Consider the following 22,453-nt stretch of genomic DNA (forward strand, 5'->3'; position numbering starts at 1 on the left):
CGGCTTACAATAATAGGGCTTGGGGGCAAGGACATGACAGCGGATGATCTTCGGCGAATCGGCCGAACTGCACTCGAACTAGGATTTCTCTCGCTCGCCAAGGTGCTGCACGTTGAGCGCCTGATCGGCGAATCGACCACGCTCGATCCGTCGCTTTGGATCATCGCGGGTGGCATGACCGAGGCCGAGCTGCGCATCTCGATGGCCGCGTCGCAGGCGCCACACACCGATCGCCACACCCACCTGATGTGGTTTGCCAGCGATGCCAAGGCGCCCGCGCCACGCGAGCTTTCGGTGGAAAACCCCAACGAGCGGCGCCGCACGCAGACGCGCATCAGCGGACAGATTCCGTTGACTAAAGAAGCCAAGGAACCGCCACCGGCGTTTGCCGCGACCACGCGTTACTCGTCGACCCGCGTGCTCGCAGTGGGCGGCATGGGCGTGGTGTACGAGGCCTTTGACGCCGAGCTCGATCGCCATGTTGCGATCAAGGCGCTACGGCCCGAGCTAATCGGCACCGACGTTGTTTCGGTCTTAACCGCCGAGGCCAAGACGACCTGCCATCTCGAGCATCCCAACATCGTGCCGGTGTACGACGCCGGCACCACGCCCAACGGCATACCGTTCTATGTGATGCGCCTGGCGCAACAGCCAACCCTGGCCGATGTGCTCGACACCCTGCGCGAGATCTCGCCGACGCCCTTTGCCGACCGCACCTCGGTGGGCGGCTGGTCGCTCGCGCGCCTCTTGCGCTGCTTTCTGCAAGTGTGCGAAGCCGTGCGCTTTGCCCACTCGCGCGACGTCATTCACTGCGATCTCAAGCCGAGCAACGTCCTCGTCGGTAACTTCGGCGAGGTTTTGGTCGCGGACTGGGGCATGTCGGTGGGCGGCAGCAATCGCTCGGTGCGTGGCGGCACGTTTGGCTATATGCCGATGGAGCAATTGGTATCGGGCGCCGCCAGCGCGCAGACCGACATCTTTGCGCTCGGCGCCATCCTCTACGAGATCTTGACGTTTCGTCAGGCGTTTCCTGCCAACAGCAGCTCGATCCAGAAAAACCGCGTCAAGGGCGGCACGCCGATGCTGCAGTCGCCGCCCTCGCCACGGCAGGTGCGCCCGGAGGTCCCCGAAGATATCTCGGATGCCTGCATGAAGGCGATCGCGCTGCAGCCGCACGAGCGCTACCAAACCGTCAGCCACTTGCTCGCCGACGTCGAGGCCGCGATCGAGGGCCGCAAGGAAATGGATCGCCGCGCCCGCGACGCCGAAACCCGGCTCAAGATGGGCAAGGACCTCGTCGATCGCTACCTCGAGCTTTGCAATGCCCGCCCGTCACAGGTCGCGCAAATCGGCGAGCTCGCGCACAAGCTCAAGCCGTGGGATGGCCCCGAGGCCAAGCGCACCCTGTGGGACGCCGAAGACCGGCTTGGCGTAATGGACCTGCTCGCGGCCAAGACCCTGCAGTCGGCCGTCGCCGAGATGGAGGCCGTGCTCGACTTGGCCCCCGGCAACACCGAGGCGCGCACCGCGCTAGCGGCGGTCTATCTCAAGGAGCTCAGCAACGCCCGCGAACGCGGCGATGCCTACGCCGAGCGCTTTATTCATCTCCAGCTCGAACAGCTCTCCGACATCGTCGACGTCGAGTCGGCATCAAGCGGCCTCTTGCTCGGCATCGTCGGCGACGTGCGCGCCAAGCTCGTCGTGTTCAAGGAACGCGATCGCCGCATGGTGCCGGTGCGCGAACAAGCCCTCACCCTACCCACCTCGCTGCAGCTCACCCCGGGTGCGTATAGCATCGTGGTCGAGGACGGCGCGCGGCGCCTGACCTACCCGATCTTTGCCTCCGGTTCAGGCCAGCAAGCGATGGAGTTGGTGATGCTCGACCACATTCATCTCGAGCCTTCGGAGGTGCTGATTCCAGGTGGCCCCGCGCTGCTCGGCGGCGCCACGCCGACCGATCGCAAATATCTGGTTGATATCCCTTCATTTGCGATCGGCCGCGTGCCGGTGACGTTTCGCGAATACCTGGAATTTCTCACCGCCGTCGCGCGCACGACGCCAGACCAGGTTGCGGTGCTTAGCCCTCGCACCCCGATCGGCGCGAGCCTGTGGGAATGGAACGGCCACGATTTCGTGCCCGATGGCATTCGCCGCATGGTCGATCAAGTCGATCCGCTCGACCTGCCGGTGTTTGGCGTCGATATCACCTGTTGCGAGGCCTACGCGCGCTACATGTCGAGCCGAACCGGGCTGCAGTTTCGCCTGCCCAGTGAGGAAGAATGGGAAAAAGCGGCGCGCGGGGTCGATGGCCGCAACTACCCATGGGGCAATCACTTTGACCCTGCCTTCTGCAAGATTCGCGATTCGCGGCCGCAGCGCGCCCAACCCGAAATCAGCGGCGCCTTTGCCGCCGACACCTCGCCCTATGGCGTGCTCGACTGCGCCGGCGGCGTCGCCGACTGGGTGGTCGTGTATCGCGACGGCCAGACGCGCTACGGCACCAAGGGCGGCGCCTGGTGCGACGGCAACACCGAGTGCTGCATCGGCCACACGCGCACGTATCACCCCGGCGAGCGCTCGGCGCGCATCGGCATGCGGCTCGCGCGCACGGTGTAGCGAATTACAACGCGATACGGGGGCGCCGGTTGATTTCGCGGCGTCTTTGCCGCACATTCCCGGCAAGGAGACCCACCATGGCAGACGTATTTATCTATGACACTCTTCGCACGCCGCGCGGCCGCGGCAAGGCCGGCAAAGGCGGGCTGGCAAATCATCATCCGCAGGAGCTGCTAGCGCAAACTCTCAACGCCATGGCGGCGCGCACAGGGCTAACCAAAAGCGACGTGCAAGACGTCGTCATTGGCTGCGTCACGCAAGCCCAGGAGCAAGGCGCCTGCATCGCGCGCAACGCGGTGATTGCGGCGCAGTGGCCGGAAAACGTCACCGGCACCACGGTAAATCGCTTTTGCGGTTCGGGCCTGCAGGCGATTAATTTTTCCGCCATGGGCATTGGCTCGGGCTTTCAAGACTGCGTGATTGCCGGCGGCGTCGAATCCATGTCGCGCGTGCCGATGGGCACCGACGTCATGAGCCTCGATGGCAACAACATGAAGCTGCGCGAGCGCTTGTTTATGGTGCCGCAAGGCATCTCGGCCGACCTCATCGCCACCAAGTACGGCTTCTCGCGCGCCGATGTCGACGCGTTTGCCGCCAGCAGCCAGCAAAAGGCCGCCACCGCGATCGAAGAAAAACGCTTCGCCAAGGGCATGTTCGCGGTAAAGAACGACGACGGCAGCGTCGCGCTGGAGCGCGATGAGCACCCGCGCGCCGACACCACGGTAGCCTCGCTTGGCGAGCTCAAGGCCGTGTTCGAACAGATGGGCGCAACCGCGGTTGGCCCTAAGGGCGAAACCCTCGACCAGCTCGCGCTGCAGCGCTACGGCGACATCGCCAAGATCAATCACGTGCACACCGCCGGCAACTCGTCGGGCATCGTCGACGGCGCCGCGCTCGCACTGCTCGGCAGCGAGGCATGGGGTAAGAAGGCTGGCATTAAGCCACGCGCCAAGATTCGCGCCATGGCCACCATTGGCGCCGAGCCGATCATCATGCTCACCGCGCCCGCACCGGCGTCTGAGCGCGCGCTGGCGCAGGCTGGCATGAAGGCCTCCGACATCGACCTGTGGGAGATCAACGAGGCCTTTGCCGTGGTGCCATTGCAAACCGCGCAAGCACTCAAGATCGACCTCGGCCGGGTTAACGTCAACGGCGGCGCCATCGCACTCGGCCACCCGCTCGGCGCCACCGGCGCCATCTTGCTCGGCACCGCGCTCGACGAGCTCGAGCGCACCGGCAAGGCCACCGCGCTCATCACGCTGTGCATCGGCGGCGGCATGGGCATCGCGACGATCATTGAGCGCGTTTAGATCGCGTCGCTGGCTACCGCGGTCACGTCTTTCCAACTGTAAATCACGTCCGATGCGACAATGAGCCAGCGGGCGGTTTCGTTGGCGCCGCTCCACTCGATTTCGTGCTCCACGCGGCCGTGAGCGTCCACGCGAAACTCATCATAACGCCAATCCATATGGCCGCCTGAGAGCTCCGCCCCTGCCATTTGGTAGCTGAAAACGTTTGGGTAGCGAAGCTCTATGAGGCCGTCGTGAAATGCGCCAAGCAGCCGCACCACAAGCGAAAGCGATCGCCGTTCGCTACGAGCGCGTTGCTCTGACTCATCAAAAGTGGCCGACCCAAGCCAGGCATCGTGAGGGCACCGATGGTCCCTAAAATCGAAATACCAATCTGACGTCGCCAACGCGTGCGCGGAAACGGGAAATCGAGCGGCATTGGCCCGCAAGTAGGCTTGGTAACGACCAAATGCGGCCGCTACATCGTCCTCGCGCTGCGCAGCTAAGATGTAGGCCATTGCCGCAATTTCGCACGTGTCGGCAACGCCTTCAACGCAGGCGCCGGGAATTGGCGATTGCGCTCGCGAAGCGGCGCTACCTGCTGAAGGCGGCGAACGGCAGCGCGATGTTGGCGGCAACGTAGACAATCAAGATGGTTGCGCGAGTCGCCCGATCGAGCATCTTGGAGAAGGTCTCGTCCTTGCGAATGTTGTAGATGATGCCTGAATAGAGCGACGCGGCGAGGCAGATGGAAATAGTGAAGAGGCCAAGGCCTTGGACGTAGTCGATCAGGCCAAACGTGCCCGATGGCGGCAGGAGCTGGCCAGTGAGATACGAATTGGCGACGGCGCCGAAGTAGGCAGCGGTTGGAAACGAAAAGCGTGAGCCCTCCGATGGGCGGACAAAGAAGCTAGCAAACGTCAGCAAGATGCCGGCGAAGAGGCCAAGGAGCAGCTTGAAGTAAAGGCCCATCGAGGCGCGCTTAACCGAGATGCCAACCACAAACTTGGTGAAGGTCTTGCGCGAGCTATTGGTAAAGCGCGGATCGCCATAGCTGGTTTTGTAGGTATGGCCTTTCACGACGGTCTCGAAGCCGGTGACGTCGTAGCCGGGAATCTTGGCGCGCGAGCTAATATTAGACGCCGTGTCCGCGACATAACGCAGTTGCGACGCGTCGTGGACGCTATCTTCCATGCCAATCGTCATGAGGTGATCGTCGAGCGGCACGCGCGTGGTGTTAAAATGCTTGAACATGCGCGCGGTGATGCGTACGCGCTGATAATTGGTGCCGTCGGGACCGGCATACGACTCCACGAGCTCGCGCTTGTCGATGGTTGCATCGACTAGCTGCATGGTGCCGGCGGGGTTGAGCTCGGGCGAACCCTGCCAGCGAAACCACACGTAAAAATTTGCGCTCCAGTTTAAGTCTCGAATCGAAAACGTTTCGATATTTTCGACGTACATGCCGGTGTGCACGGTGACAAAATTGCCCGTCGCGGGCAGCGGATCGGGCGCCGTCTGCCCGGGCTCGGCCTTGGCTGGATCCATGCGGAGGGCATGGTTTCGCTTGGACTGCTGCTTCTCGTTAGAAATCACAAACAGCGCAACGACGATGATCGCGACGTAGATCGCGACGATGCCACCAACCCAAAACTTGATAAATCTCTGCTGCCCTGGCGCCAACGCGTTCCACATCGTTGTTAATCATAAAGCGTGCGTCAAAGGGTCGTCGCGGTGCGCGACACACAAATGTCACGACGCTATCCACCCGAACGTGCGCCAATGTAGTTACGGGTGCGCCGTGATGGCGCCAAGCTTGGCGACCAATGCTTGGCGCGCCTCGGGTGGCGAGACGATGCGGGCATGGCGACCAAAACCGAGCACCCAGCCGGTAACCCACTCTAGGCCCTCGCAATCCATTGCGATGTCGGCGGAGCCATCGTCGCCATAGGAGACCTCGCCGACAGGCCAATTGCTGCCGATGCGCGTCACCGCCAGCGGATCGAGATGCACCCGCACCTCGACCGCATCGGCCGACGGCACATAGAGCTGCTCGCGGCGATAGGTATCGAGGTCAAACTCGCGTGGGATGACAAAGCTGGCGTCGCCCGCGCGCATGGCGGCGATGCGGTCGACGCGAAACGTGCGAATATCGCCGCGCTTGTGGCAATAGCCCACCACGTACCATTCGCCGGTGTGATAGACGAGGCCGTACGGATCGATGGTGCGCCACTGCCCCTGATGCCGAGAGGCGCTGACATCCTCGACCTCGACGCGCTTTTTCGTGCGCGCCGCCAACATGAGCTGGCGCAACTGCGCCGCGCCCACGCTCTCGGGTTCGGCGACCACGGTGCCGGTGGCTAGGTCTTCCACCGCAGCCGCGTCGCCGCCGAGCGCGCCGAGCAGCTTGCGCTCGGCCGAGGCCATGGCTTCATCGTACGGCGCGACCCCGCTTTGGCGCAGCGCGCGGATGCCAACCAACAGCGAGCAGCCTTCGGCGGGCGTCAGGCGCAGCGGCCGCGTCAAGCGATGTGCGAGGTCGACATAAACCCGGCCCTCTTCCACCGAGACCGCGAGGTACTCACCTGGATCGCCATCGGGCGGCCCCACCTGCGATAGCAGCTCAAGCTCGCCGAGCAGCTCGTCGCGATCGAGGTCGAGCAACTTGGCGAGCTTGCCGACCTCGACACCATCGGCGTGTTTGGCGACGTACGGCACCATGTAGAGCAGCCGCCGCAGTTTTTGTCCGATGTCTCGCATGTCTGGTCGACTCCTTTGCGCGCGACGTTCAACTATATAAGGCAGCTACAGACGCCACCTCGGCAGCTAGGCGCGCGCGCAGCCGGTCGCCCCGGGCCACCACAATCGCGCCTTTGGCCGCGAGCACCTTGTGGACGGCAAAATCGAGGTTGCCACAGGGAAACGCCACCACGGCGGCATCGCCACTGGCGGTTCGCACCGCGTGAGGCCCAAAGTCTTCGGCCGCAGCGTCTGCCGCCGCCGGACCAAAGCGCAGCTCGACGTCTTCGGCTGGTTCGACGTCAAACGTCCACGGCGATCGGTTGGCATAGGCGCGGATATCGAGCCCCGCCGGGCGTTCAAAGTCGGGTGATTTTGGCTTTGGCGCCATGGCGACGTCGCGCATGCGATCGATGCGAAACGAGCGCAAGTCCTTGCGTAGCTGGCACATGCCGATGGCGAGCCACGCGCCCTCACGATGCACCAAGGCATACGGATCGAGCTCGCGGCGCGAGGTCATGCCGCTGCCCGCATTGTGATACGTAAAGCTGACGCGCTTGCGCAGCCGCGTCGCCGCCTCGAACGTGGCAAAGGTTTCATCGAGCTGCGCCGTGGCGCGCAGCTTGGCAGCGGGCACGTGCACCAAGACCTGCGCCCCGCTTTGCTGCAAAAATGCGGTCGGCGTGTCCGGTGAATCGGGGACGTCAAACGCCAGCTTGCGCAGCGCCAGGTCGACGATTTGCGGGTACGCGCCGCCTGGCATCGAGCGCGCCATCGAGGCCGCGAGCACGAGGGCCGACACTTCATCTGGCGTCAGGTGCACCTCTGGTTGTCGCATGCGGCGCAAGTCGATGACATAACCGCCATCTTCGAGCGAGTCATCTTCCTCGGCCGAGATGTAGCGAATTGGCACGCCGAGCTCGAGCAACTCGGCCTTGTCGCGCTCAAACGCGCGCAGCCCGGCCTCGACGTTTGCGGTCTGATACGCGACAAATTGCTCGCGAATTTCGCGATACGCCACCGGCAAGCGCGACCGCATGAGCATCATCACAAGATCGAGCAGGCGCTTGGAGCGATCTGAACGCCTCGGGTCATCGCCGCCCCCCGTCGGCTTGCCGCCCGCTTTGGCAGTCGGCTTGACTGCGGCCTTGCCAGCCGCCGGCTTGCCACGCTTAGTGCTTGCGCTCCCCACGCACCATTAGTAGCGCGGAAGGTGTCGCCGCGACAACTGCTCACCACGACCATTGCCGGGCGTTTTCTTGCGCACACCGCCTCGACCTTGCTACCACTGCAAGGTGAAGCAGATACGCGCAACCGTGTTGACCCTTGGCGTGGTGATGCTGGGCCTCGCACCTCCGGCGACGGCCGAGGAGCTCGATCGCACGCGCGCGCCGGTCGCGGCCGCGCCTGGCAGCGACGAGAAGGGCGCATTTGGCGTCGGCCTCATCCTTGGCGAGCCAACGGGCCTCTCGGCGCGCCTCTACCTCGCCAACGACGCCGCCTTGCAGGCCAGTGTCGGCGCCGCCTTCGTCGGCCGCGGCGTGCAGGCAACCCTGGACTACGTCATCCACCCGTGGGTGCTGGAGAACCACGCCAGCTTTGTGCTGCCCGCGTATGTCGGCTTTGGCGCACGCGTCATTCAATACCGCGATCGCGGCGACGCCGACGCAGAGGTGCGCACGTTTGCGGTGGGCGCCCGCGCCGTCGCCGGCCTCTTGTTCGATTTTCGCGAGCTGCCGCTCGATGCTTTTGTCGAGGCCGCGGGCGTCGCCGAACTCGAGCTCGGAGATGGCGTGCACGCTGGCCTTGGCCTCAATATTGGGCTCGGCGCGCGCTACTATTTTTAGCCGCGGTTGATCGCGGTCAGGCGCGGTTTAAGCGCGCCGCTTGCGGACGTCACGCAAGATCGCAAGCAAATCGTCGACCTGGTCGCGGCACAACGAAAAGGCCATCGCGACATAGCTAACGACGCCGAGCACGAGGCAAATCGCGAGCTGCGCCCACGGTCCCATGGCCTGGCGCAAGGCCTGCTCGACGCCAAACACCACCACGAACATAATTGACGCCGCCAAAAACGGCCGCCCCAACCGCGCCAACACCGCCGCGGTCGAGACGCCACGTTGCTGCAAGACGCGCAGCCCAAGCACGCTCGCCAAGGCGTAGGTAATGCCGACCGAGGCCGCCGCGGCTTCAAGCCCCCACCGCGATAGCAAGATGATGCCGCCGAGCAGGAGCACGAGCTTGCCAAACTCGACAATGATCAGAGCGCGCGTGGCCAGCTGCGCCTCGAGATACGTCGAAATCATCCACGATAGCGGGCGCACCACCGAGAGCGCCGCCAAAATCATAAGCAAGGGCGCGACCTCATGCCACTCCGGCGCCATCACCGCCTCGATCAGCGGATACGCGATCGCGCCCAGGCCCATCGCCATCGGAAAAATAATGAGGCCAAGCAGGCCGCATGCGCGCGCAAATGCCGCCGGCCTGGCCTCATGCGACAGCCGCGCAAACGACGGCAGCAACACCGCGCCAATTTGCTCACCGACATGCGTCGCCGGTATATCGGCCAAATTGTAGGCCATGTTGTAGAGCGCCATCGGCCCCGGCATGAATAGCTTCGACATCAGCAGGCGATCCCAATAGCGCGCGCCATTGTGGGCGAGGCCCTCCAGACACAGCGGAATGCCATAGCGAGTCATCTCGGCAAACCGCGCCCGCGACAAGGGTTGCGGCGTTAGCCACGCGCGGTGCCCCGCGGCATGTGACATGGCAAACAACATCACCGCCGATTGCGCGAGGTTGCCAATAATCACCGACATCGCGCCGTGGCCGCGCATCGCCGCGCCAATCGTGACCACGGCATACACCGTCTCGCCCAGCGCGCTGCTGAGTGCAATCGGGCGAAATCGCAGATCCAGCGCCAGCACTTTCTCCGGCACCGCAGCCATGCGCCGAATGCCCCACGCCAGCGCCATGCCCGGCACAAACGCCGCCGCCTCAGGCGCGCTAACCAGCGGCGCCAGCACACCGCCGAGCGCCGCCACCGCGCCGAGCCCAATGAGGCCAAGCACGGCATACGCGATCGTGACGTGAAAGATGACGATGGCCCGCTGGGCATCTTGCCCCTTGACGATGAGGTATTGGCCAAAGCCCCACGTGGTGAGCCAGTTCGCGGTCATCGCGATGATGCTGGCGATCGCGACCGGGCCCAGATCGTCGGGATGCAAAAAATGGGTGAGCGCGACCGTGCCGAGGACGCCGACGCCGCGCGACAGCAGCCCCGCGCCGACCGTCCAGATGGCGCCCGACGCCGCGGCTCGCCCAACCGACATTACATGCCGGAGATGGTGACTTTGTTCATCTTGACCGGCGTGGTTGGGCGGTCTTGCTTGGTCGGCGTGGTCTCAATTTTCTTAACGACGTCCATGCCAGAGGTGACCTTGCCAAACACCGGATGCTTGCTCGCGCCCGGTGAAAACCAGTCGAGAAACGCGTTATGCACGGTGTTGACGAAGAACTGCCCGCCGCCACTATTTGGCTGGCCCGTATTGGCCATCGACAACGTGCCTGGCTCGTTGGAAAACTTGTGGGCTGGTGGGTGCTCGTCTTGGATGCGGCCAAACGGCGAGTTGCCCGTGCCCGCGCGTGGGCTGGCTGGATCCTTTGAAAACTCACAACCAAACTGAATCATGAAATTTTGGATGACGCGATGAAAATGCAGGCCGTCATAAAACCCGCTCTGCGCGAGCTTGATGAAGTTGCCAGCCGTGACCGGCATTTGCTCAAGATAAATTTCGGCCGTAAAGCTTCCGAGCGAGGTATCAAACGTTGCGGTTGGATTTGCCATGCCCATTCGTAGCGAATGTTCATCAGCGGCGCAAGGTGGTAGCCCCGCTCACCGCGAGAAACGGCTCCAACTTTTTGAACGTTTTGTAGCCAATGCCCTTTACCCGCCGCAGGTCGACGATGCGGCGGAACTCGCGATGCCGCTGCCGCCACGCAATGATCATCGCCGCCTTAGATGGCCCAATGCCGGGCAAGCGCTGCAACTCATCGATGGTCGCGGTGTTGAGATTCACCGTGCCACGGGACGCGCCTGCGGCGGGTTCCGGCGTTGTCGCGCGCTGAGCCGACGCCATCGCCATGGCCATGTTGCGCACCACCTCGATACGCGTGGCGAGCTTGCCACGATCAACTCGCGTGACGCGCACCCCACCCGGCGATCGCGCCTGCGACGCAATAACATGATCGCGCGCCGGCTTCGCGATCGCATCGTGCGCCAGCAGCCACATAAAAAACCCTGCCGCCACCACGATGACCATGCCCGCCGCGCGTACGGCTTTATGCTGGAAAAATGTATTCATCATCATAGCTCCTTAAAACGGTGCGACCGCAGAGCTGCCATCTGCTTGGCTGGGGGCACGCACGCTCGGCGGGCGGCGCGAGCCGTCACTGGCGAGTTTTTCGTCATCGTCGGCCACCCGCAGCTGCAAGCGTTGGTTGACCGGCAACGCGTCGAGATACATGTTGATGGAGTTGTCGCGATTGGCATAGCCAACCCCAATCCGCACCCAGAATGTTTTCCCGTCTTTGCGCTCTACGGGGCTTACGACATTAAACCGTTTCTTTGCTTCACTCATGACACCCTCCTTATTGGGTGCCCCACGCAGAGCAAGGCGTGTGCCACGGGGCGTGCTGCAACAAACCAAGCGTTTACGCCTACCGCGCGCTGATGCCCCGTCCGCCTGGGACAGGCGTATGTCCCAGGTGACCCCGGCCACACGCCTGCGCCGGCCGGCTCTATATCGCCACCCACATCGCGGAGCGCGGCTCGGCCTGTTAAGCTCACCTTATATGAAGCGACTCGCCGTGGGTTTATTTTCGCTGCTCGCGGCCAATTGCGAGACGGTCGAGACGATTTCGGCGTGCGACGATGATGTAGAGGAATGTGCCCCGGTGCCCCCCGCTGGCGATCACATCACCTCGGTCGCCATGGGCCGCGAACATACGTGCGTCTTGATCAGCACCGGCCAGGTTAAGTGTTGGGGCAGCAATGCGAGCGGCATGCTGGGCCTTGAGTCCGCCGACGAAAGCCTCCGCGGCGACGACCCAGCCGAGATGGGCGGCGGCCTCCCATTTTTGCCGCTATCGCAAAAAGTCATTCAACTCACCGCCGGCGAGTATCACACGTGTGTTCGCTTTGAGGACAAATCGGTGGGATGTTGGGGCAACAATGACCAAGGCGAGCTTGGCCTTGGCGACACGGTGCCGCGCGGCGCCGTGTCTGGGGATATCTCGAACCTCGCCACCGTTGACATCGCGCCGGCTGATTCGATTTCCGCGGGCGGTACTGGCACCTGCGCGGTGGTCGGCGTGCAGGTATTTTGTTGGGGCGCTAACTCGCTAGGCCAATTTGGGCTGGGCGACGAATTGCCGCGCGGGGATGGCGTTACCGCGATCCAAGGCGCCTCGGCCGGTGCCTCGATCACAAAGGTCACGCTGGGCTACCTTCACAGTTGCTTTACGCTCGGCGTCGGCGACCCCATCTGCGTGGGCGGCGGCTTTTATGGCAACCTCGTGCAAGGCGATAGCCTCAGTTATGGCGGCCAAGCGGGCGAGACCATCGCGGTGGCGCCATCCATTGAGGTTGCGGCGCCTATTTCGAAGGTTGCGGCGGGTGGAGATCATACGTGCGTCGTGACCACCGATGGCCGTTTGTTTTGCTACGGCTTTGGCGGTGAAGGCGCGCTCGGCTTGGGCGATACGCAAAATCGCGGCGATGATCCTGGCGAAGTTGGCGCGTCCTCAAGCGAAACTGAACTTGGCGAACCGGTGAAGTCGGTGGCGCCTTCATTCACGAGCGTCTGCGCCATCCTGCAATCAGGCCAGGTAAAATGTTGGGGCTACGGCGCAAGCGGGATCAATGGTCAGGGCAATTCCGAAACGCTGGGCGATGACGACGGCGAAACCGGGCTCGGCTTGCCTGCGGTCGCCCTCGGCGAGCCGGCGCAGCTCATCGCCGTTTCTGGTGGCGGTGCGGCGTGTGCGTTGCTCGATAGCTTTCAACTAAAATGTTGGGGCCACAATGCCGAGGCCCAACTTGGGCTGGGCGACCTCAATAATCGCGGCGACAATGCAGACGAAATGGGCGACGCCTTGCCCTATGTCGACGTAATCGAATAGCTTACGCGCATGTCGACAAGCCGACTCTCGACCTTCGTAATCGATTGCCAAACAGACCAGCTAGATCACGCCGCCACGTTTTGGTCCAAGGCGCTGCGCCGCGGCGTCAAGCAACCGACCCAAGGCGACCGCTATCGCGACTTGGCAACCGGCCCTTCGGAGCCCGTGTTAATGGTCCAGCGCGTCGCGCACGAAGGCCGCGTGCATCTCGATATCGAGGCCGACGACATCGAGGCTGAGGTCGCGCGGCTGCAAGCACTCGGCGCGGAGCTCATTGAACGCGTTCAGACGTGGGTGGTGATGAGCGCTCCGACGGGCCAGCGGTTTTGCGTCGTGCGCCCGCAGCGTCCGAACTTGCAGCCAGCATTTGACCGCGCGACGGCGCATCACGCGCAGCTCTCAAATTTTGTCGGGTATTTTCGCGGTGAAACCAAGACTTGGATGGATCCTAGCCAGCCGCCAGAAATCACGAGCGGCGAGCTGCACGTGCAACCGTTGTTTGGTGGCAGATGGTTGCGCCTGGAACAAGTCGGCACCGTGATCGGCAAGCCTCACGCGGGCGAAATGTTGCTCGGCTATAACATCGACGAGGCGCAATTCGAATTGTGCTGGGCCGACAGCTTTCACACCGGCAGCGCGATGATGTTTTGCACCGGCAAAGCGCAAGACGATGGCGCGATCAGTGTCCTGGGAAGCTATGCGGCCGGTCCCGAGCGTTGGGGGTGGCGCACCGAGCTGCGCCTCGCCTCGGCTGATTCGTTTATCATGACGGCGACGAATATCTCGCCCGCCGGTGAGTTGTGGCCGGCGCTCGAAACGCTGTGGACGCGCAGCTAGCGCGCCCCTGGCCCTGCCACAGCAAACGTCGGGCCTGCGCGACGCATTTTGGCGATTTGACGCTATAGTGCCGGCGATGCTGCAATTTTTTAGTATCCCCTACGCCACCACGCTGACCAGCGTGTGGCTCTTGATCGCGCGCGTCGCGGCGGGCGCGGCCATGCTGACCCACGGCTGGCCAAAATTGCAAATGCTAATCAATGGTGGCGCCGCCAAGTTCCCCGATCCCATTGGCTTGGGTGCCACGGCGAGCCTCAGCTTGGCGGTGTTTGCCGAGGCCGTGTGCGCCGCGCTGCTGGTGATAGGCCTGGCGACGCGGCTCGCCGCGCTGCCGCTGCTAATTACGATGGCCGTCGCGTTTTTCATCGTGCATGGTGGCGACCCGTTTGCCAAGCGCGAGCTGGCGGCGATGTACCTGGTGGTGTTTGGCACCATCGGCGTCTTTGGCCCCGGTCGTTTTTCGATCGACCAGCTGATCGCCGGCGCCCGCGGCAAGCGCTCGTAACCGCGCCGGAGGGAATGCATACGCCATGGCGGAGCCCTATCGCAACGACGCGCAGCTGGAGGCATGGATCGCCCAGACAAGGCGCAATCAAAAACGCCTCGCGGTCGGGTTGTGCCTTGGCACGCTCGTCGCCGCGATCGCATGGTGGCTCAATGCATTTGTCGGCAAGACGCTGGTGTTTGCCTTGGTCGCAACCGCGATCTGCGGCTTTTGGATCACGGCCGCGCATATCGCCGATTGGCGCGCGCAACTAGCGGCGCGGCGTCAGCGCTGAACGTAGACAAACTGCACCACCGAGCAGGCGGGCGTTGCGCGGCCATTGATGACAAATGGATTGTAGCGCCACGAGGCGACCGCGCGCAGAATCTTGGCGTCATACGCGGCAAAGCCGGTGCCGCCGCCAATTTGCGTGGCGGCCGCAACGTCGCCGGCGCTGCCGACGCACACTTTGACGCTCATCACCAAACGGTTTTTGCCGGCGCGCGAAATTTCGAGCTTGGTGAGGTCGTCGGGCTGAATTTGCTCATTGCCGGAAACCCGATTGGCGCGAAAGGCGGTGGGCGGAAGCAGCGACGGCGGTATCTCGCCGCGCACATCCATCTTTTCGTCGGAGCCGGTGCCGCATCGTTTAGGATCTGCGCCTAAGCCGTTGTCGCAGTTCGTGCCGCTGCCAATGCCGCCCAGCTTGCCTTTCGGATCTCCGTCGGGGTCGCCGTCGGGAAGCCCTTCGCCAGGCGGTGCGTCGGGGAGCAGCTGAGCGCTTTTCGGCTCCGCATCTGGTGCCGGTTTAACCGGTTGCACTTGTGAATTGACCTTCGACTTGATCGATGGCTTGACAGGTGCCGGCCGCACCGCTCCACCTCCAAGTTTTGGCGGTGGGGGTGGTGTTTCCGCGGGCAAGGCGATCGCCATCGAAATGGGCTCGCGCGGCATCGAAAACGCCGAGATCGTCCAAACCGAGCGTACTTGAATCGTCGCAAACACCGCGACTAGCAGCGCGACGCCGGGCACGGCAAAGGCCTTGGGTCGGTGAGCGGCGAGGCGATGGTCGTAGGCTTCAAACATGCTTGTACTCCATGGATCAACGCTAACGCCGCCCCGCTACAACTTGGCGGGCGGCTTGCTAACAAGCCCTGGCCCAATGCGACTGGAGTCGCGGGCAAGACGTTGCGGGCGCCGGCACGCAACACCCACCGCGATCACATGTGGGCATACAATCACCTGCACGCTGCGTTTCATTTGTCATCCAACCGCACTACAAATATGGTCCATGAGTAATCGAGCAACGAGCGCGGTGAGCGGGGTGTGGGGTGCCGTCGGCGATACGCCCCTGCTGCATCTGGTAAAACTTTCGAAGGCGCTAGGGCGCGACATCTTCGGCAAGGCCGAACACATGAACCCAGGCGGCTCGGTGAAAGACCGCGCAGCGCTCGGCATGATTGAGGCCGCGGAGCAAAGCGGCGCCTTGCCACCCGGCGGCACCATCGTCGAAGGTACCGCCGGCAACACGGGCATTGGCCTGACGCTGCTTGGGCGCGCGCGCGGCTACAAGGTCGTGATCGTCATGCCGGACAATCAGGCGGCGGAAAAATACGAGTTGCTGCGACTCCTCGGCGCCGAACTCATCACCGTACCGCCCACCGCGTTTGCCAACGAAGGGCATTTTTACCACACCGCTAAGCGCGTCGCCGCCGAGCGCCCCGGCGCGTTTTGGGCCAACCAGTTCGAAAACCTCGCCAACAGCGACGTGCACTATCGCACCACCGGCCCAGAAATTTGGCGGCAAGTCGGCGGCAAGCTCGATGCCTTTGTTACCTCAAGCGGCACAGGCGGCACCATCGGAGGCGTCTCGGCGTATCTCAAGGAGCAGGCGCCTACCGTGCGCGTGACGCTCGCCGATCCGGGCGGCTCGGGCCTGTGCTCGTACGTGCAAACCGGCGTCATCAAGTCGAGCGGCGAATCGATCACCGAGGGCATCGGCATCATGCGCATCACCGCGAACTACGCGCGCGCGCGCATCGACGACGCGATGAGCGTGCACGACCAGCAGCTTATTAAGATGGCCTATTGGCTGATCGAACACGAGAGCCTGTGCGTCGGCACCTCGGGCGCGCTCAACGTGTGGGCGGCGGCGACGGTTGCCTTGCAGCTGCCGCCCGGCGCGCGCGTCGTCACCATTTTGTGCGACGTCGGCGAGCGCTATCGCAGCCGGCAATGGAATCGCGAGTGGCTGGCGAGCAAGGGCCTGGTCGGCGAGCCCGGCCTCCCGAGCGCGCCGTAACCTGTGACCTCCCCCACGCCATCTATTCCTTGCCGAAATTTGCCACGTTTCCACAGGGCCACCTGTGATATGTCGTGCCCATGTCTAATCGACCTCCATTTCTAATTCCGACGCTGCTTCTCGCCGCCTTGTTTGCGGTCCAACTGCCAGGTTGCGGTGAGTCGAACGACACCGTCGAGCCTCCAGCACCAACACCGACGCCAGCCCCGGCGCCAGAACCAGAACCGACCCCCACGCCAGTCGGTGACGGCGCCGCCGCAGAAGCTGCCTTTTTTGAGATGATGAGTATTGCGTGCGAAAAGATCGTCGCTTGTCCAGCGCCAGACGATGATTTGCCGTTTGAAACCGTTGAACAGTGCATCGCCATGTATGAGGAAGCGCTTGATGAGCTAGACCTCGCCGCCGGCGTCGACGCGGGTGAGCTCGAATTTGATCCTGCCGTCGCAGCCACATGTCTCGAAGATTTGCCCGCCGCACTCGAAGCGCAAAGCTGCCAAGAGTTTCTCGACTCAGAAGCCCCCCCCGTCGCGGAGTGCGAGACGCTGCTCAACGGGCTCTTCCCGGAAGAAGAAGGCGGCGGCGACAACTAAGCCGCAACGCAACTATTTCGTAGCGCGCCAGCACCTACGGCATCGTCCACCCCAGCGTTAATTGCGCGGCATAATACAACGGCAGCCCCCACATCCGATGCACGCCGGTGTTGTTGACGAAGCGATGCAGCGCGACGGCCAGGTCGGACGCCGCGAACGCGAAGGCGCCCACAAGCCATGGCCACTGACGCGTCGTCGCCACGGCGCCCGCCGCAAGCGCGCACATGCCGAGCAAGACGACAAAGTAGCCCGCCACCGCAACTTGCAACCGCGCCGGCACGCGCGGCCGCAGCCTGCCAAACGTCGCGCCGCCGAGCGCCACCAACAACAGCGAGCTACCGCCGAGCACCCTTAGGTCGATAGGCGCGTTGATCAGCAGGACCGCGCCGTAACACAGATGGGCGATCAAAAATGCGGCGAGGCCTGCGGCAAACATGCGGCTGCTGCGCCCGAGCAAACAGACGTCGCCAACGAAGCAACCGAGCAACGCCGCGAGCAACCACGCCGACGGCGCGTCGGCGCGCAACCACCAGATCGCGACGAAGCAGCTGCTCGCAACGCACTTTCCAGCGACCTCGATTGCGCGCGCGCCACGGCGATACGCAACTAACGCAACGGCCACCGCCACGGCGCATAAGCCGCATGCCGCAATTATCCAAACCTGGGCAGCCATGGCTCTCCGAGAGAGTAGCAAAAGGAACAAGCGCGCCGCCACCGCGAGGGCGCCCCGGCCAGCTTCTTTTTAGGTTCGTCGCGAGGCTACGCCATTCGATACGTTGGTGGCAGCGCGTCGGGCTTGGTCGCGCGGCTGCGCATCTTGGCAATATTGCGCATATTGAAGTAGTGCATGCCGCCGAGCACGATGCTGACGATACCGAGCTTTTGCGCGAGGTACGGAATGATGTCGCCGGCGGCTTCTGGATACGTGCCCGTGGAGAGAAAGAACATGATGAACCCTAGGTTCACCAGGTAAAAGCCGACGCGCAGCAGCTGGTTGACCGCGGCGCCGCGCGCCTCATCGCCGTGGAAGGCGTCAACGACAAAGAGGCGGCCGTTTTTGTGCAGGGTCTCGCACACCCAAATCGCAAGCGAGATGGTGAGCACGAGATAAGAAAGCTGGGCAATGGTGGAAATTAATTGCGGGTTCATACGGACTCCTTTGCATTAGCGTGTGTGCAAGCGGCGGGATTGCCGCTGATGACAAAACTCTTCGCGGGAAGTGCGGGCCAGCCTGGCGGCAGCTGGTGGCTATTGCCCTGCCCTTACAACCTTCTCTCGCTTCCGCCAGCTAAGCGCAACCATTGCAATAACAACCAAGGGATTGAGCCAGCTAACAGGCGGGACAGCTATGCCTGCCAGCGCTACGTACCAAAAATACAAAAACGGCCCGTCGTCGAGATACCCATTTGCGACTGTGAAAGCGCCGGCTATAAGCACGAACGACACCGCATTGAAAATCCACGGCAAGACGATCAAGCGCGCGTACTTCCACACCTGGCTGGCAAGCGAGGGCCGGCAATTCATCGCGTCGACGGTCAGTTCTTGTTGCATGACATGCTCCTTGGTGATTTATCTACTCGCAGCCTCAGGCGTGGACGCCTCCGGCAAGATGTCGGCCTCTTGCAATACGCGCTCGATGCGCGCCAGCAGCGGCTTGGCGAACATTTGCCCCATGGGCGAGCTCACCGCTGCCAAGAGTTCGGCAACGAGCGCGGCGGCTTGCTCGGCGAGGCGGTAGGTGCGCGCAAAGCCAGTGCTCGTGTCGTAAAAAAAGTACAACACCAGCGCCATCTGCAGCGCCATGGCCGCGCGCGATACCACTGGTATGAATTCCTCTGGCACTTCGGTGCCGCGCAGTGCGGTGACATAAATTTCGCGGCTCATCTCGCGCACCTCATGGGTGCCAGGCCCTAGCACCGACAACGGATGATCGCGATCGCCCATGGTGCGCATCACCACGTGCAGCATCATGCGGTCTTTGGCGATGACGTCGATCGCGGTGCGATACGCAATGACGAGGCGATCGCGCAGCGTCGCATTGCCGCCGGGACCGCCGCCGCTCGCCGCCGCAAAACTCGCCTGCATCGCCGCGAGGTGCGTCTCCTGCACCGTGTGGTAATAGGCCGCGACGATCGCGTCCTTGCTGGGGAAGTGATAGTAGGCCGCGCCCGTCGCCATCCCCGCCGCCTTGGCAATATCGCGCATGGTGGTTTGATCAAACCCGCGCTCGCGAAACAGCTGCAGCGAGATATCGAGCAGCTTCTGCCTGGTCGCCAACCCCTTTTCGAACATGTTCAATTTGTATTTGAACACGTTCACATTTACAATGCCTTCGGTCCCAAATCGGGTCAAGGGTCGGATCAAGGGTCACGTTCGGCCCCAAAAACAGCTTAATTTTTAATTAGTTGGCGACCAAAGTGCTTGATTTCCAAACCTTAAAATCAAGCACTTTGGTCGGCATCCACCTGTAATTATTTACGTATTTTGCCTAGTACGTGACCCGGTGACGCTGTTGCCTAAATCTTCAAGCCCGACGTCACCACCAAGATTCTCTCGCATGTCGGCCTCCCTGAAATTTCACATCCTCTCCGGCGTTGTAGTCCGCTTGCGCTCAGCCACCGCACCCACTAACGAAGCACGGAAGACATCATGGAAGTAATCCACAAGATGCCTCGGCCGTAGAGGCCGGTGCTGACTTCTTTGAACTCGCCGTATTCGCGTTTCAACGCCGCTGGCGTCTGGGCTTCGTATGCTTCCTCAACACGTAACAGAATAGATACGTCGGGCGCGTCAGGCGATGTTTTCTTTGGAACACTCGGCGCATTCGAACGCGCCATGTAGACGCCTGTTTCGCTGGCGGTATGCACCAACGAGCTCACTGATTTGTAGTCCATTCTGCCAAGCTTGGTTTCTTCGCGGGTTGCATTGCTAACAAACGAGATGTCTAGCCATAAATCGGACGCTGAATCATAGGATCCAGTCTTCGAGGCAAATAAGGGCATAAACTTGAACGTAGCCCCCTTCACCACTGGCAGCACATAAGGGGCCCATCCGGTGCTCTCTTCCATGATCCGCTCTGCAACGACTTTCCCGACGCGTTTAATCGACACCTGCTTGCTGCCGGTCTCAGCGCTAAAGACTCGCAACGATGGATGAGCATACTGTTCGGTCGCTCTCCGCACTTCGCCGGTGTTAGACACGTCTTCGTTTGCAAATGCTACAGAAAGTCCGACTAGCTTCTCGGCTAAGAATTTTTGCATAGGATGCGTAGCAAATTTGTGGTGTAGGCGGAGGTGCTTGGTGCCTTCCGGGGAAATGGCATTATCTGCACCTAGGACCTCGACGAATACAGGGTTACTGCCGTTACCATTCCGCACGTATTGACCTGGGTTTTTTCGCAAGAGCTTTGCCGTTCGATAATCGACGGTATGCCATTCACCATCGACGCTAAAGATGTCGCCGTCTTCAGCATCGAGTAAGTTGATGGTCGCACGACCGTTTAAGTCAAAAAATGCACGATGAGCCACCGCCTGGCCTTTGCGCTGCGCCTTGATGCCGGCAACCTTGTGGGTGGTCAGATCGGCGGTCAGCTCGGCAAGCCGCTGCTCCAACTTGGCGATGGTTGTCAGCGTGGCCTCGTCACTCCGTTTAGCGGCCCGCTTGCTAGCAGGCTGCAGCCTCGCCGTCGTGAGCTTTTGGGTGGCTTTCCGCTTTGCCCGAACAGAACGCTGCCCAACGCGTGCGGAATTCGCTGCGACGCCCACATCGCTGGGCGCGTTTCTCATTTTGACCGGCCCGCGCGTTTCGGCCAACGCCGCCGTCGCAGCCAGTATGTTGATCAGCACCCCAAACTTAAACGCAGACATCATGCAATCGCAATATTCAACATTTGTGCCATATGGAGCGTCAATTCAGGCGATGACGATTCAACAACTTAAGTCATACATATTGCTCCAAGTGAGGCATGTATACCCCACTAATGGGATTGGCGGCTGGATGACAAGTCGTCGGCAGACAGGGCTAGTGGCCGGCGCCGATACGGGCAGTGTTCGTAACCCCCATTTGAAGTTGTCACTCCCTCAAGGAGATGACACATGCAGATCGAATCACAGACAAGCGTAGGAAATCACAGGAAAACCAGGTTTAGCCCAGCCGCCCGCTGGCAGATGTTGCTGGAGCACACGGCCGGCGGCGTGCCGCTGGCGCTGGTGGCGCGCAAGCACCGGGTGGCGGTGGGGACGTTGTATCTTTGGCGGCGAGAGCTTATGGCCAAACCACACCGACTCATTGACCCGCCCGTCGACCTCTTCGCGGAGCTCGAAAAAGTACGCCGAGAAAATCAGCAGCTTAAGCGCGCCATCGCCGACATGGCCGTGGGCAAGGCGATCTTGGAAGACGCCGTGGAGATTCTCCAAAAAAAACTGGCGACACCAGCGTCTGGCTCGCCAAAGCCGTCCTCGACAAAGAAGCGAGGCATCCGGTGAGCCAGGTGGCGCGCGAATTTGGCATCTCGCGGCAAGCCTTGTATCGCAACAAGACCGGCAAGACGCGCGTGTTCTACCACCGGCAAGACGACGCGGCGATCGTGGCGCGGATCCGCGACATGCTGGCCGTGCGACCGACGTATGGCTACAAGCGCATCACGGTGATGCTAAACCGCCAGGATTGGCCTCGGATCAACCGCAAGCGCGTATATCGCCTCATGCGCATGCACGGCCTCGTGCTGCCCACCGGCGTGTACGGGCCCAAGCGGCCGCACACCGGCAAGGTCATGGTGACGACGCCAAATACGCGATGGTGCAGCGACGCATTTGAAATCAAATGTTTCAACCGAGAGAAGGTCTACGTCGCCTTCGCGCTTGACTGCTGCGACCGTGGCGCGCTGGCGTTTGTCGCGCACACCAGACCCTTGCTCGCCACCGACATCCAAGACTTGATGGTCGCCGCGGTGGCTGGGAGATTTGATAGCTTGCGAACGCCGCGCTCCATTCAATGGCTCACAGACCGCGGCGGCATTTTTCGCGCAAAAGACACCACCGACCTTGGCAAGGCTCTCGGCCTTCTGCCGTGCGCCACACGCGCCTACAGCCCAGAGAGCAATGGCATGGCTGAGGCCTTCGTTAAAACCTTCAAGCGCGACTACGTTTACAATCATGACTGCGATACGCCTGAAACCGTGCTGGCCCTTTTGCCAGCCTGGTTTGACGACTACGGCCAAGCGCCACACTCCGCGCTTGCCTACCAAAGCCCATCGGAGTACCTAGCCAACCAAATCAGCTAAGTGACAACTCAATTGGGGTGCTTTCCAGCAGCAGGGGCTATGATGGCACTAATAGGAGCGGCCAAGATCTGTTGTTAGTACGCCTATCGCTTCGCCATCTTATTTTGTCGTGCTCGTCACACTGTAAGCTTG

Annotated in this window: 25 protein-coding genes; 11 read left to right on the forward strand and 14 right to left on the reverse strand. The window is 62.2% G+C overall.

The window, feature by feature from the left end; genetic code table 11:
* Positions 1–33 precede the first annotated feature (33 nt).
* Both IPL79_12040 and IPL79_12045 read left to right on the forward strand, forming a co-directional pair.
* Entirely contained in the window at positions 34–2,616 is a 2,583-nt protein-coding gene (locus IPL79_12040; GenBank protein ID MBK9071714.1) for an SUMF1/EgtB/PvdO family nonheme iron enzyme, read from the forward strand.
* Between the two features lie 77 nt (positions 2,617–2,693).
* Positions 2,694–3,926, forward strand: coding sequence for an acetyl-CoA C-acetyltransferase (locus tag IPL79_12045; protein ID MBK9071715.1), 1,233 nt, complete (start codon positions 2,694–2,696; stop codon positions 3,924–3,926).
* Here IPL79_12045 and IPL79_12050 read toward each other — a convergent pair.
* From IPL79_12050 to IPL79_12065, 4 genes are all read right to left on the reverse strand, one after another.
* Positions 3,923–4,084, reverse strand: coding sequence for a hypothetical protein (locus IPL79_12050; GenBank protein MBK9071716.1), 162 nt, complete (start codon positions 4,082–4,084; stop codon positions 3,923–3,925). The two genes, IPL79_12045 and IPL79_12050, sit on opposite strands and share 4 nt — an antisense overlap.
* A 415-nt stretch (positions 4,085–4,499) precedes the next feature.
* Entirely contained in the window at positions 4,500–5,600 is a 1,101-nt protein-coding gene (locus IPL79_12055) for a hypothetical protein (protein MBK9071717.1), read from the reverse strand.
* Between the two features lie 93 nt (positions 5,601–5,693).
* Positions 5,694–6,665, reverse strand: a complete 972-nt coding sequence (locus tag IPL79_12060; protein MBK9071718.1) for a WYL domain-containing protein — start codon at positions 6,663–6,665, stop codon at positions 5,694–5,696.
* A 28-nt stretch (positions 6,666–6,693) separates the two neighbouring features.
* Positions 6,694–7,836, reverse strand: coding sequence for a WYL domain-containing protein (locus IPL79_12065; protein MBK9071719.1), 1,143 nt, complete (start codon positions 7,834–7,836; stop codon positions 6,694–6,696).
* 103 nt (positions 7,837–7,939) lie between these two features.
* On the opposite strand from IPL79_12065, the gene IPL79_12070 reads away from it, so the two are divergent.
* On the forward strand, positions 7,940–8,491 hold the full coding sequence (locus tag IPL79_12070) for a hypothetical protein (protein ID MBK9071720.1): 552 nt from the start codon (positions 7,940–7,942) through the stop codon (positions 8,489–8,491).
* A 27-nt stretch (positions 8,492–8,518) separates the two neighbouring features.
* Here the strand turns inward: IPL79_12070 and IPL79_12075 are convergent, their stop codons facing one another.
* Genes IPL79_12075 through IPL79_12090 form a run of 4 tightly spaced genes read right to left on the reverse strand, consistent with a single transcriptional unit; the run spans position 8,519 to position 11,284 of the window.
* Complete coding sequence (locus IPL79_12075) at positions 8,519–9,976, reverse strand: oligosaccharide flippase family protein (GenBank protein ID MBK9071721.1); 1,458 nt, start codon at positions 9,974–9,976, stop codon at positions 8,519–8,521.
* Positions 9,976–10,491 (reverse strand): peptidylprolyl isomerase, encoded by a 516-nt coding sequence (locus tag IPL79_12080; GenBank protein ID MBK9071722.1) that lies wholly within the window; start codon positions 10,489–10,491, stop codon positions 9,976–9,978. Before IPL79_12080 ends, IPL79_12075 begins: the two co-directional genes overlap by 1 nt.
* Positions 10,492–10,513: 22 nt before the next feature.
* Complete coding sequence (locus IPL79_12085; GenBank protein ID MBK9071723.1) at positions 10,514–11,014, reverse strand: helix-hairpin-helix domain-containing protein; 501 nt, start codon at positions 11,012–11,014, stop codon at positions 10,514–10,516.
* 6 nt (positions 11,015–11,020) lie between these two features.
* The gene (locus IPL79_12090) at positions 11,021–11,284 is read right to left on the reverse strand and encodes a hypothetical protein (protein MBK9071724.1); all 264 of its coding nucleotides are present in this window, start codon (positions 11,282–11,284) and stop codon (positions 11,021–11,023) included.
* A 214-nt stretch (positions 11,285–11,498) separates the two neighbouring features.
* Between IPL79_12090 and IPL79_12095 the strand changes: the two genes are divergently transcribed.
* The 4 genes from IPL79_12095 to IPL79_12110 all read left to right on the forward strand — a co-directional run bounded on the left by IPL79_12095 (position 11,499) and on the right by IPL79_12110 (position 14,443).
* Positions 11,499–12,827 carry a hypothetical protein gene (locus IPL79_12095; GenBank protein ID MBK9071725.1) on the forward strand — a complete coding sequence of 443 codons (1,329 nt, stop codon included), beginning with the start codon at positions 11,499–11,501 and terminating at the stop codon, positions 12,825–12,827.
* 9 nt (positions 12,828–12,836) lie between these two features.
* Positions 12,837–13,664 (forward strand): DUF1579 family protein, encoded by an 828-nt coding sequence (locus IPL79_12100; protein ID MBK9071726.1) that lies wholly within the window; start codon positions 12,837–12,839, stop codon positions 13,662–13,664.
* Positions 13,665–13,740: 76 nt separating this feature from the next.
* Positions 13,741–14,169, forward strand: a complete 429-nt coding sequence (locus tag IPL79_12105) for a DoxX family protein (GenBank protein ID MBK9071727.1) — start codon at positions 13,741–13,743, stop codon at positions 14,167–14,169.
* Between the two features lie 25 nt (positions 14,170–14,194).
* A complete protein-coding gene (locus IPL79_12110; protein MBK9071728.1) occupies positions 14,195–14,443 on the forward strand; it encodes a hypothetical protein in 249 nt (82 codons plus the stop codon).
* On the opposite strand, the gene IPL79_12115 is transcribed toward IPL79_12110, so the two are convergent.
* Positions 14,434–15,234 carry a hypothetical protein gene (locus tag IPL79_12115; protein MBK9071729.1) on the reverse strand — a complete coding sequence of 267 codons (801 nt, stop codon included), beginning with the start codon at positions 15,232–15,234 and terminating at the stop codon, positions 14,434–14,436. The genes IPL79_12110 and IPL79_12115 overlap by 10 nt on opposite strands.
* 205 nt (positions 15,235–15,439) lie before the next feature.
* On the opposite strand from IPL79_12115, the gene IPL79_12120 reads away from it, so the two are divergent.
* Positions 15,440–16,450: a cysteine synthase A gene (locus IPL79_12120; protein MBK9071730.1), complete on the forward strand. Its 1,011-nt coding sequence runs from the start codon at positions 15,440–15,442 to the stop codon at positions 16,448–16,450.
* A gap of 80 nt (positions 16,451–16,530) precedes the next feature.
* The gene (locus IPL79_12125) at positions 16,531–17,040 is read left to right on the forward strand and encodes a hypothetical protein (GenBank protein MBK9071731.1); all 510 of its coding nucleotides are present in this window, start codon (positions 16,531–16,533) and stop codon (positions 17,038–17,040) included.
* Between the two features lie 34 nt (positions 17,041–17,074).
* Here the strand turns inward: IPL79_12125 and IPL79_12130 are convergent, their stop codons facing one another.
* From IPL79_12130 to IPL79_12150, 5 genes are all read right to left on the reverse strand, one after another.
* The gene (locus IPL79_12130; protein MBK9071732.1) at positions 17,075–17,668 is read right to left on the reverse strand and encodes a lysoplasmalogenase; all 594 of its coding nucleotides are present in this window, start codon (positions 17,666–17,668) and stop codon (positions 17,075–17,077) included.
* Positions 17,669–17,799: 131 nt separating this feature from the next.
* Positions 17,800–18,189: a hypothetical protein gene (locus IPL79_12135; GenBank protein ID MBK9071733.1), complete on the reverse strand. Its 390-nt coding sequence runs from the start codon at positions 18,187–18,189 to the stop codon at positions 17,800–17,802.
* A gap of 99 nt (positions 18,190–18,288) precedes the next feature.
* Positions 18,289–18,591, reverse strand: a complete 303-nt coding sequence (locus IPL79_12140; protein MBK9071734.1) for a hypothetical protein — start codon at positions 18,589–18,591, stop codon at positions 18,289–18,291.
* 18 nt (positions 18,592–18,609) lie between these two features.
* Positions 18,610–19,332, reverse strand: a complete 723-nt coding sequence (locus IPL79_12145) for a TetR/AcrR family transcriptional regulator (protein ID MBK9071735.1) — start codon at positions 19,330–19,332, stop codon at positions 18,610–18,612.
* 335 nt (positions 19,333–19,667) lie between these two features.
* Entirely contained in the window at positions 19,668–20,909 is a 1,242-nt protein-coding gene (locus tag IPL79_12150) for a hypothetical protein (protein ID MBK9071736.1), read from the reverse strand.
* A 225-nt stretch (positions 20,910–21,134) separates the two neighbouring features.
* Between IPL79_12150 and IPL79_12155 the strand changes: the two genes are divergently transcribed.
* Together IPL79_12155 and IPL79_12160 are read left to right on the forward strand one after the other, a co-directional pair.
* A complete protein-coding gene (locus IPL79_12155; GenBank protein MBK9071737.1) occupies positions 21,135–21,524 on the forward strand; it encodes a transposase in 390 nt (129 codons plus the stop codon).
* The gene (locus tag IPL79_12160; GenBank protein ID MBK9071738.1) at positions 21,521–22,321 is read left to right on the forward strand and encodes an IS3 family transposase; all 801 of its coding nucleotides are present in this window, start codon (positions 21,521–21,523) and stop codon (positions 22,319–22,321) included. Before IPL79_12155 ends, IPL79_12160 begins: the two co-directional genes overlap by 4 nt.
* The last annotated feature ends 132 nt before the right edge of the window (positions 22,322–22,453 follow it).

The organism is Myxococcales bacterium (assembly GCA_016716835.1).
Classification (GTDB): Bacteria; Myxococcota_A; Polyangia; order Haliangiales; family Haliangiaceae; genus JADJUW01.

What these genes read in the sequence shown, in the direction of transcription:
- IPL79_12100 (MBK9071726.1), top strand. Translation starts at nt 12,837, where the DNA reads ATGTCGACAAGCCGACTCTCGACCTTCGTAATCGATTGCCAAACAGAC.
- IPL79_12095 (MBK9071725.1), top strand. Translation starts at nt 11,499, where the DNA reads ATGAAGCGACTCGCCGTGGGTTTATTTTCGCTGCTCGCGGCCAATTGC.
- IPL79_12135 (MBK9071733.1), bottom strand. Translation starts at nt 18,189, where the DNA reads ATGAACCCGCAATTAATTTCCACCATTGCCCAGCTTTCTTATCTCGTG.
- IPL79_12060 (MBK9071718.1), bottom strand. Translation starts at nt 6,665, where the DNA reads ATGCGAGACATCGGACAAAAACTGCGGCGGCTGCTCTACATGGTGCCG.
- IPL79_12125 (MBK9071731.1), top strand. Translation starts at nt 16,531, where the DNA reads ATGTCTAATCGACCTCCATTTCTAATTCCGACGCTGCTTCTCGCCGCC.
- IPL79_12150 (MBK9071736.1), bottom strand. Translation starts at nt 20,909, where the DNA reads ATGATGTCTGCGTTTAAGTTTGGGGTGCTGATCAACATACTGGCTGCG.
- IPL79_12115 (MBK9071729.1), bottom strand. Translation starts at nt 15,234, where the DNA reads ATGTTTGAAGCCTACGACCATCGCCTCGCCGCTCACCGACCCAAGGCC.
- IPL79_12075 (MBK9071721.1), bottom strand. Translation starts at nt 9,976, where the DNA reads ATGTCGGTTGGGCGAGCCGCGGCGTCGGGCGCCATCTGGACGGTCGGC.
- IPL79_12040 (MBK9071714.1), top strand. Translation starts at nt 34, where the DNA reads ATGACAGCGGATGATCTTCGGCGAATCGGCCGAACTGCACTCGAACTA.
- IPL79_12110 (MBK9071728.1), top strand. Translation starts at nt 14,195, where the DNA reads ATGGCGGAGCCCTATCGCAACGACGCGCAGCTGGAGGCATGGATCGCC.
- IPL79_12120 (MBK9071730.1), top strand. Translation starts at nt 15,440, where the DNA reads ATGAGTAATCGAGCAACGAGCGCGGTGAGCGGGGTGTGGGGTGCCGTC.
- IPL79_12080 (MBK9071722.1), bottom strand. Translation starts at nt 10,491, where the DNA reads ATGGCAAATCCAACCGCAACGTTTGATACCTCGCTCGGAAGCTTTACG.
- IPL79_12085 (MBK9071723.1), bottom strand. Translation starts at nt 11,014, where the DNA reads ATGATGATGAATACATTTTTCCAGCATAAAGCCGTACGCGCGGCGGGC.
- IPL79_12050 (MBK9071716.1), bottom strand. Translation starts at nt 4,084, where the DNA reads ATGGATTGGCGTTATGATGAGTTTCGCGTGGACGCTCACGGCCGCGTG.
- IPL79_12105 (MBK9071727.1), top strand. Translation starts at nt 13,741, where the DNA reads ATGCTGCAATTTTTTAGTATCCCCTACGCCACCACGCTGACCAGCGTG.
- IPL79_12090 (MBK9071724.1), bottom strand. Translation starts at nt 11,284, where the DNA reads ATGAGTGAAGCAAAGAAACGGTTTAATGTCGTAAGCCCCGTAGAGCGC.
- IPL79_12055 (MBK9071717.1), bottom strand. Translation starts at nt 5,600, where the DNA reads ATGTGGAACGCGTTGGCGCCAGGGCAGCAGAGATTTATCAAGTTTTGG.
- IPL79_12155 (MBK9071737.1), top strand. Translation starts at nt 21,135, where the DNA reads ATGCAGATCGAATCACAGACAAGCGTAGGAAATCACAGGAAAACCAGG.
- IPL79_12145 (MBK9071735.1), bottom strand. Translation starts at nt 19,332, where the DNA reads ATGTTCGAAAAGGGGTTGGCGACCAGGCAGAAGCTGCTCGATATCTCG.
- IPL79_12140 (MBK9071734.1), bottom strand. Translation starts at nt 18,591, where the DNA reads ATGCAACAAGAACTGACCGTCGACGCGATGAATTGCCGGCCCTCGCTT.
- IPL79_12045 (MBK9071715.1), top strand. Translation starts at nt 2,694, where the DNA reads ATGGCAGACGTATTTATCTATGACACTCTTCGCACGCCGCGCGGCCGC.